The sequence below is a fragment of the Tabrizicola sp. genome (genome assembly GCF_036781545.1).
In the GTDB taxonomy this organism is placed as follows: domain Bacteria; phylum Pseudomonadota; class Alphaproteobacteria; order Rhodobacterales; family Rhodobacteraceae; genus Tabrizicola.
The window spans coordinates 1-8,711 of record NZ_DAIQAT010000146.1; the positions used below are offsets into that span (position 1 = coordinate 1).

Annotated in this window: 9 protein-coding genes; 3 read left to right on the forward strand and 6 right to left on the reverse strand. The window is 67.6% G+C overall.

Going from position 1 to position 8,711, the window contains the following annotated elements; genetic code table 11:
- Nucleotides 1-83: 83 nt before the first annotated feature.
- A complete protein-coding gene (locus V7Q39_RS16775; protein ID WP_333817763.1) occupies nt 84-1,496 on the reverse strand; it encodes a sensor histidine kinase in 1,413 nt (470 codons plus the stop codon).
- A gap of 286 nt (nt 1,497-1,782) precedes the next feature.
- Between V7Q39_RS16775 and rpmH the strand changes: the two genes are divergently transcribed.
- Genes rpmH through yidD form a run of 3 tightly spaced genes read left to right on the forward strand, consistent with a single transcriptional unit; the run spans nt 1,783 to nt 2,602 of the window.
- Nucleotides 1,783-1,917 carry a 50S ribosomal protein L34 gene (rpmH, locus tag V7Q39_RS16780; RefSeq protein WP_103259146.1) on the forward strand — a complete coding sequence of 45 codons (135 nt, stop codon included), beginning with the start codon at nt 1,783-1,785 and terminating at the stop codon, nt 1,915-1,917.
- A gap of 32 nt (nt 1,918-1,949) precedes the next feature.
- Nucleotides 1,950-2,357, forward strand: coding sequence for a ribonuclease P protein component (gene rnpA, locus V7Q39_RS16785; protein WP_333817764.1), 408 nt, complete (start codon nt 1,950-1,952; stop codon nt 2,355-2,357).
- Nucleotides 2,354-2,602: a membrane protein insertion efficiency factor YidD gene (gene yidD / locus V7Q39_RS16790; RefSeq protein WP_333817765.1), complete on the forward strand. Its 249-nt coding sequence runs from the start codon at nt 2,354-2,356 to the stop codon at nt 2,600-2,602. The genes rnpA and yidD overlap by 4 nt, the downstream gene beginning before the upstream one ends.
- A gap of 1 nt (nt 2,603) precedes the next feature.
- Here the strand turns inward: yidD and yihA are convergent, their stop codons facing one another.
- From yihA to ttcA, 5 genes are all read right to left on the reverse strand, one after another.
- Complete coding sequence (gene yihA, locus V7Q39_RS16795; protein WP_333817766.1) at nt 2,604-3,254, reverse strand: ribosome biogenesis GTP-binding protein YihA/YsxC; 651 nt, start codon at nt 3,252-3,254, stop codon at nt 2,604-2,606.
- Nucleotides 3,251-3,997 carry an MOSC domain-containing protein gene (locus V7Q39_RS16800; RefSeq protein ID WP_333817767.1) on the reverse strand — a complete coding sequence of 249 codons (747 nt, stop codon included), beginning with the start codon at nt 3,995-3,997 and terminating at the stop codon, nt 3,251-3,253. Before V7Q39_RS16800 ends, yihA begins: the two co-directional genes overlap by 4 nt.
- Complete coding sequence (gene yidC, locus V7Q39_RS16805) at nt 3,994-5,865, reverse strand: membrane protein insertase YidC (protein ID WP_333817768.1); 1,872 nt, start codon at nt 5,863-5,865, stop codon at nt 3,994-3,996. Before yidC ends, V7Q39_RS16800 begins: the two co-directional genes overlap by 4 nt.
- Nucleotides 5,866-6,049: 184 nt before the next feature.
- Complete coding sequence (locus V7Q39_RS16810) at nt 6,050-7,531, reverse strand: bifunctional diguanylate cyclase/phosphodiesterase (protein WP_333817769.1); 1,482 nt, start codon at nt 7,529-7,531, stop codon at nt 6,050-6,052.
- Between the two features lie 74 nt (nt 7,532-7,605).
- A complete protein-coding gene (ttcA, locus tag V7Q39_RS16815; protein WP_333817770.1) occupies nt 7,606-8,472 on the reverse strand; it encodes a tRNA 2-thiocytidine(32) synthetase TtcA in 867 nt (288 codons plus the stop codon).
- Nucleotides 8,473-8,711 lie beyond the last annotated feature (239 nt).

Here is an 8,711-nt window from a genome sequence, read left to right on the forward strand (position 1 = left end):
AGTCTGATGCTCTATCCAGCTGAGCTACGGGTCCGCAATGCCGGGCGATGTAGCCTTGCGCGGCGGGCAATGCAAGGGCGAAATCACCCGGGCGGCTCGGCCGTCCCTTTCGGCAGGTGAATCGCGAATTCCGTGCCCTCGGCATCGCTGCGCGCCAGTTCCAGCCGCCCGCCGTGGCCACGCACCAGTTCGGCGGCGATGGCGAGGCCCAGACCGGTGCCGCCCTTGCGCGCGCCGCCCTGGAACGCGGCGAACAGATGCTCGCGCGCTTTCTGCGGCAGGCCGGGGCCGGTGTCGCCGACACGGACCCACCATTCCTTTTCGTCCTCGCCGCCCGAGATTTCTATCGTTCCCGGCTGTCCCGTCGCCTCGATCGCCTGCCGGGCATTGCGGATCAGGTTCGACAGCACCCGGTAAAGCTGCTCGCCATCGGCGCGGATCATCAGGCCGGGCGGCACGTCGATCAGGCAGGTGATCGTCGTCTCGGATCCCAGCCCCTCGCCCTCGACCACCTCGCCGGCCAGCTGCGCCAGATTGATGCGCCGCAGCTGGGGCGGCGGTTCCTCGGCCTTGCCGAAGGCGAGCGTCGATTCGCACAGGCTGACCGCCCGGCTGATCGAGGCGATCAGCTTGGGCGCCGAGCGCGCCACCACCGGGTCGGCGCTGCCCTCCAGCCGGTCGGCGAAAAGCTGGGCGGTGGTCAGGATGTTGCGCAGGTCGTGGCTGATCTTCGCCACCGCGCCGCCCAGCTGCGCCAGGCGTTCCTTCTGCCGCAGGTTGCCGGTCAGCTGGGTCTGCATCGACTGGAGCGCTTCTTCGGCGATGCGCAATTCCTCGACATCCGCCGTCGGCTCGATCACCCGCCGGGCATCTTCGGGCGCCTCGGCATAGGTCTGCATGTGCCGCACCACCCGGCGGATCGGCAGGACAAGAAGCCGCCGCACCGCGACGAACAGCAGGAAGGCGGTGACAACCGAGATCAGCGCCGAGAGAGCCAGGATGCGCAGGCCGTAGTCGAGCATCGCCTCGCGCATCGGTTTGGTGTCCATCGTCACCTCGATCAGCGTGCCCGCGTCCTGCACCGGATAGCCGATCACGCGGATCACGCGATCCTTCGGGTCCAGAAGACAGGCGAAGGCATCGCGGATCAGTTCCCAGGGACCCGCCATCCGCAGGTCGTAGGTTTCATGAATCTCGCCGGGAACGGGCGAGGACAGGACCAACTGCCGGACCTCGTTGCGGCGGAGGACGACGTTGTAGACCTCGGCATTGGCCAGCAGTTCCTTCTCGAGGTCGGGCGAGACCATGTCCTCGGCAGCCAGCTGGGTCAGCGCGGCGATCTGGGCCTGTTTCAGCCGGGTCAGCATGAAATCTGCCCGGAAGCGGGCGATGGACGGCACCAGGATCAGCACCTCGGCCAGCACGACGAAGATCACGGTCAGGATCAGGAAGCGCCCCGAAAGCGTCTTGAGAAAGCTCTTGCGTCTTTCGGCCACCCGAACCTTCCTTGTCCGGCTTGAGAGAACCCGGCGTTGCACGAAGCGCTGCAACGGCGGATTGTGAAACAACTTGGGGCTAAAATAGGCGCCCGGCGCGCGTTTGGAAACCTCTCGCGGAGTCTGTCGCCGCATCGGCACGGGAACTCCGGCAGATGCGGAAATGTTGCCGGAAATCCGCGCGGGCGACGTTGACTTGGGGCGCGACCGCCCGTAAAGGACGGGCTTCAAGTTACCGGCCCTCGAATCCGCCTGGGGTTTGGGTCATGTCTGATGGAGAGCCGCGATGAAGCGCACCTTTCAACCGTCGAACCTGGTTCGCAAACGCCGCCACGGCTTCCGTGCGCGCATGGCCACCAAGAACGGCCGTCTGGTCCTGGCCGCACGCCGCGCCAAGGGCCGTCACAAGCTGACCGCCTGATCTTTCGCCCGTCAGGGCGTCAGGGTTCGCGAATGACACCGCCGGAGACCCAGGGCCAAGGCATCGCCGCCGAAGCGCCCGCTGGCTCTCCGGCGGTTTCGCTTTGCGTGCTGCAGAAGCGCGCCGATTTCCTGAAGGCCGCCTCGGCCCGGCGGCAGGGGACCGGGGGCTTCCTTCTGCAGGCGCGCAACCGGGCGGATGGGGAGGCGCAGACCCGCGTCGGCTTCACCGCGTCGAAGAAGATCGGCAATGCCGTGCTGAGGAACCGCGCCAAGCGCCGCCTGCGGGCCCTGGCGCGCGAGGTCCTGGCGCCGCGCGCATTGCCGGGCTGGGACTATGTCCTGGTCGCCCGGCCCGAGGCGACCGTCTCCCGCCCCTATGCCGACCTTTGCGCGGACCTGGAACAGGCGCTGGCCTCGGTCCATCGGGGCGGCGCATGACGCCCCTGGCGCATCTGGTCGCGCTGCCGGTGCGCGCCTACCGGTTGCTGCTGTCGCCCTGGGTCGGCCATGGCTGCCGCTACCAGCCCACCTGCTCGGCCTATGCGCTGGAGGCGCTGGAGCGGCACGGCGCGCTGAAGGGCGGCTATCTTGCGGCCCGTCGCATCTGCCGCTGCCACCCCTGGGGCGGGCATGGCTATGATCCGGTGCCGGGGGCCGATCCGGATCACGACGCAGGCCGCTAGATCACTCCATCGTGGCGATCAGCGCGCGCAGGGTCTCGATCCCCTCGCCCTTCTCGGAACTGGTGACGACGATCTCCGGGTAGGCAGCCGGGTGCTTGCCCAGCGCACCGTTCACCTGCTCGATCACCGCCGCGCGTTCGGTGCGGTTGATCTTGTCGACCTTGGTCAGCACCGCCTGGAAGGTCACGGCGCTGCGGTCGAGAAGCTTCAGGATCTCTTCGTCCACCGCCTTCACCCCGTGCCGCGCATCCACCAGCACGAAGGCCCGCCGCAGGGTGACCCGGCCCGAGAGGTATTGCTTCAGCAGCGCCTGCCACTTCGCGACCACCGCCACCGGCGCCTCGGCATAGCCATAGCCGGGCAGGTCGACCAGATAGCGTTCTTCGCCAAGCGCGAAGTAGTTGATCTCCTGCGTCCGGCCCGGCGTGTTCGAGGCTCGCGCCAGGGTCTTGCGGCCCGTCAGCGCGTTGATCAGGCTGGATTTCCCCACGTTGGAGCGGCCCGCAAAGCAGACTTCCAGCCGGTCGGCGGGGGGCAGGCCGGACATCGCGACCACGCCCTTCACGAAGGTCACGGGGCCCGCGAACAGCAGCCGCCCGGCCTCGCGTGCGTCGTCCTCGGGCTCGGGGGCCAGGGTGAAGGTCATGCTCATGCCGGTTTCCACTCCTGTCCGAGCGCGATCTCGCCGCCCTCGATCACCTTTGCGTAGATGCCGAAATCCTTGTGGCCATAGCTGGCTTCCAGCGCATCCAGAGTGTTGCCGTCGACCACGCCCGTCTGGGGGTCGACCGTGGTCGCCGCGCAGCGCGTGATCCGTTCGACGACCTCCAGAACCGCCTTCCCGACGCGGAACCGCTGGCCGATCCAGTCCCATTCCGCCCAAGGCTCGGCGCCCTCGAGCCAGAGGTTCGCCCGCCAGCGGTGGATCGAGAGGTCCATCCCCATCCGCCCGGACAGGTCGGCCAGCGAGGCGAGCGACAGAACCGACACCGAGGGGAAGTCGCTGTCGGTCATCGCCACCCCGCCGCGGACGACCGCCGCGGGGCGGGCACGACTGGACGGGATCAGCGGATCGGCCCAGGCCAGAAGCCGGGCCTGGTCGGCGGGGTCGTCGGGGGCGGCTGTGATCTCGCCCGCGGTGGGGTGGGTCAGCGTCACGCGCCGCGCATCCTCGTCCAGCCTGGCCGTCACCGCCATCAGCGCCGGGGCCTTGGCGCCGCGGGTGAAGTTCATGCAAGGGTTCCAGCCGGGGACCAGCCGCGCCGCCTCATGCGCGATCGCCCATTCCCGGTCGAAGGGCAGGCCCTTGCCCGCCGAAAGACGAACGGACGCGAGCATCTCGCGTCCGTAGGCCTTGATCGGGTGCCGGCAGATATGGGCCAGCCGGATCGTCATTTCCTGCCGGTCTTCTTCGTTGGCGGGGACGGAGAGTTCGCCGGGGTCGCCTTTGCCTTCGCCTCTACCCGCGCCGCCTTGGCCGAGCGGATGTTGCCGAAGATGTCGGGCCGTTTTCCGTGGCTCCACATGATCAAATACTGCTGGATGAAGGTGATCGTGTTGTTGGTGATCCAGTAGACCACGAGGCCCGAGGCGAAGCCGCCCAGCATGAACATGAAGACCCAGGGCATCCAGGCGAAGATCGAGGCCTGGACCGGATCGGTCGGCGCCGGGTTCAGCTTCTGCTGCAGCCACATGGTGATGCCGAGAAGGATCGGCAGCACGCCGATGAAGATCAGGTGCAGCACGCTGCCCTGCACCGGCGCATCCCAGGGCAGGAGGCCGAAGAAGTTGTAAAGCGACGAGGGGTCGGGCGCCGACAGGTCCTTCAGCCAGCCGAAGAACGGCGCGTGGCGCAGTTCGATGGTGACGAAGATCACCTTGTAGAGGCTGAAGAAGATCGGGATCTGGATCAGGATCGGCAGGCAGCCCGCGGCGGGGTTCACCTTCTTTTCCTTGTAGAGCTGCATCATTTCCTTCTGCAGCTTCTGCTTGTCGTCGCCCGCGCGTTCCTTCAGCGCCTCCATCTCCGGCTGCAGTTCCTTCATCCGCGCCATCGAGACATAGGATTTGTAGGCCAGGGGCAGGACGAGGAATTTCAGGAAGAATGTCAGCGCGATGATCGACAGGCCCATGTTGCCGATGAAGCCGTGCAGCCAGTGCAGGACGGCGAAGATCGGCTTGGTCAGGAAGAAGAACCAGCCCCAGTCGATGGAATCGATGAAGCCGGGGATCACGCCGTCATTGTCATATGCACGGATCGCCGCCCATTCCTTGGCGCCGGCGAAAAGCTGGATCCGGTTGGTGATCTCGGCCCCCGGGGCAAGGGTCTGCACCGGCTGGCGAATCTCGGTCTGGTAGATGTCGGCGCCTGCGACGTGCTTCGTCACCTCGGTGAAGGGCTTGCCCTGTTCGGGGACCAGCACCGTCATCCAGTAGTGGTCGGTGAAGCCGATCCAGCCGTTGCTTTCCGCCGAAACCAGTTCGGCTGCCGCCTGTTCGGCGGCGACCTGGTCCAGCTTGACGATGTCCTTGTAGCGGGTCTCTTCCAGCTTGCCGTCGGCGCTGCGGACCATGCCTTCGTGCACCACGAAGATGCTTTGCATCGGCGGCAGCCCGTGGCGGGCAATCACGCCATACGGGTAGACGGCGGCGGCCTCTGTGCCGGCGTTCGTGACGGTGTCGGTGACGGTGAACAGGAATTTCTCGTCGACCGCGATTTCGCGCCGGAAGGTCAGGCCCTTGGTGTTGGTCCAGGCCAGGACGACGGGCTTGCCGGGGGCAAGCGGGCCCGCATTCTCGACCGTCCAGAGCGTGCTGGCATCGGGCAGGTCGGCAGCGGCAGTTCCCGCGCCGGGGGCCCAGCCCATCAGGGCGTAATAGGGGTGTTCCTGGCCGACGGGCGACAGCAGGCGTACCTCGGGCGAGGCGGGGTCCAGGGTCTCGCGGTAGGTCTTGAGCGACAGGTCGTCGATCCGGGCGCCCATCAGCGAGATGGAGCCGGAAAGCTCGGGCGTGTCGATCTGCAGGCGGGGGGCATCGGCGGTGGCCTGGGTCTCGGCGGTGACGGCTCCGGTGGCGGTGCCGGTCGTCGCGCCGGTCGTGGCTGCAGGCGTCGCGGCGGGACCGGCGTCCTGTGCGGTGGTCGTGGCCGTCGTCTGATCGACCGGGGCTTCCGGCGGCGGGAAGAAGATGAACCAGACGATCATCACCACGGCGCTGAGGACCATAGCCAGGATCAGGTTCCTGTTGTTCTGCTCTTCCATGCGGCAATCACCCTGCGGACCATCGGATCAGCGGTGCTTCAACGACAGGGGCGGGCAAAGGTCAAGCAGTTTCGGCCTTGTCAGGCAGGTGGTCCGATCAATTCCCGGAAAGCGCGGGGCCAGGGCTTTCCCCGGTCGGGCCGCGGGATCAGGCCAACATCTTCCCGTATGGGGCGGGCGTCGATCACCGGCTCGGCACGCCGATCTTGAGCGCCCGCGCATAGGTATCGCGGTGGTTTGCCAGCCATGCGACCAGGCCTTCCACCGGCATCGGCCTTGCGATGACATAGCCCTGCACATGGCCGCAGCCGAGTTGCGCCAGAAGTGCGTGCTCGGCCTGCGTCTCCACCCCTTCGGCCAGCGTCTCCAGCTCCAGCCGCTCGGCCAGCGACAGGATCGCCGTCACCAGCTGCTGCTGGTCGCGGTTCTGGTCCACGTCGCGGACGAAGCTGCGGTCGATTTTCAGCCGGTTCAGGGCAAAGCGGCGGATCGCGGTGATCGAGGCATTTCCGGTGCCGAAGTCGTCAAGGTCGACCCCGCAGCCCATCGCCGCGATTCGGCTGATGTTCGAGGCGATCACCTCGTCCCCATCGCCCGCGACGACCGATTCCAGCACTTCGACGGTCAGGCGCGCGGGGGCCAGATGGAAGCGATCCAGCGTCCAGCGCAGGCGGTCCGGCAGTTCCGGGTCCTGCAACTCTTGCGCCGAGAAGTTCACCGCGACGGTCGGCACCCGCAAGCCCTTGCGGTCAAGCGCGGCCAGCGCGGCGAGCGACTGGCTCAGCATGGTCTGGCCGAGAAGCTCCATGAGGTCCGACCCGTCGATGGCGGGCAGGAAGGTGCCCGGCGCCAGCACACCACGATCAGGATGGTGCCAGCGCACCAGCGCCTCGATCCCCGTCACCTCGCCGCTGTCGGTGGACAGCTGGGGCTGGAACCAGGCGCGGATCTCGCCCCGGTCGACCGCGGCGGCAAACCCGGCGCGCAGGGCATCGCGGTCGGCGCGGGCGCGCGCAAGCTCGGCCGAATAGCCGCGGATGGCACCGGGGCGGTAGCGCGCCGCCTCGTCCCCCGCGACCTGCGCGGCGTCGAGAAGAGCGCGGCCGGTGGGACGCGCCAGCTGCTGCGACTGGCAAAAGCCGATGGAGCATGTCACCTGCACCGGCCCATGCGTCAGCGTCATCGGCTGCTGCACCACAAGATGCAGCCGCGCGGCGATCCGCACCATGATCTCCAGGTCCAGCCGGGGGACCTGGCCCAGCGTGACGACAAGGCTGCCGTCTTCCAGCGTGAAGAGCATGTCGCCCGGACGAAGCGCGCCGCGCAGCCGGGCGATGCAGGCGGCCAGAAGCTCGGACTGGCGGGTGCGGCCGAGGCGGTCACACAGGTTGGCGGGATCATCGAACTGGATGACGAGGCAGCCGGTGGCGCCGCCCTTGGTGCCGGTCTCGGTCAGGGTGGCATCCAGCCGGGCGGTGACCTGATCGGACATCGCTTCGGCCAGCCTGGGCCGTGCTGTCCGGCCGAAGGCAAGCACTGCCAGCGGCAGCACCGCCGCAAGTCCGGTCAAAGCCAACTCACCCCCCGCCCGGTAGGCCAGCAGCCCCGCCACCGGCACCAGCGCCGCGATCTGCCGAGAGCGGTCCAGCAAGCGTGCAAGCGTCATGGCATCCGTCCCCGTCGGCGGGCGTGAGGCCCGCAGTTCGGGCTCAGGCTAGGCGAATGTTCATGATCGGTTCCTTAACGCTCGCCCGAAAGTTGCATAGAATTTTCGGCTTCCGCCATGACGGCAGCAAGCCCGGCGAAGTCGAACAGCGCCGGGTCGGCCAGATGCGAGGGGCGCACGTTCATCAAGGACCGGAACATCACCTGCCGCCGCCCCGGCGTCCGGGCCTCCCATTCGTCCAGCAGCTTCTTCACCTGCGCCCGCTGCAGCCCCTCCTGGCTGCCACAGAGGTCGCAGGGGATGATCGGATAGCCCATCCCATGCGCGAACTTGCCGCAGTCGTCCTCGGACACGAAAGCCAGCGGGCGGGCGAGGTAAAGATCGCCGTCCTCGTTCAGAAGCCGCGGCGGCATCGATGCCAGACGCCCGCCGTGGAAGAGGTTCATGAAGAAGGTTTCCAGAATGTCATCCCGATGATGGCCCAGCACCACGGTCGAACAGCCCTCTTCCCGCGCGATCCGATAAAGGTTCCCTCGCCGCAGCCGGGAACACAGGCTGCACATCGTCCCGCCCGGCTTGATCTTGTCGATGACCACCGAATAGGTGTCCTGGTACTCGATCCGGTGCGGGACGCCCATCTTCGTCAGGAACTCGGGCAGCACGGTCGCCGGAAAGCCCGGCTGGCCCTGGTCGAGATTGCAGGCCAGAAGCTCCACCGGCAGAAGGCCGCGCCACTTCAGCTCGTGCAGGATCGCCAGCAGGGTATAGCTGTCCTTGCCGCCCGACAGGCAGACCAGCCAGCGGTCCCCGGGCTTCGCCATGCCATAGGTGTCGATCGCCTCGCGCACCTGTTGCACCAGGCGCTTCCTCAGCTTGCGGAACTCCAGCCCCTTCGGCGCGCCGTGGAAGAGCGGATGGATGTCGTCGGTATCGTCGAGCATGGGCGGGGTCCCTCGGGCCTGCAAGCCGATTGCCATAACGGGCCGGGTTTGTCATCGTCAATCCCGTGGGACAGGCCGGAGGCCGGGGCAGGATGGGTCGATGACGGTGCCGGAGAACCAGCCGGAGCCCGCCGGGCGCAAGTATGCCCCGCGCAGCCGTCTGCTGCCCGGCGGCATGGGCTTCCTGTTCTTCGCCTTCGGCCTCGCGGCGGGCATCCTCGGGGCCTATACCGCGACCG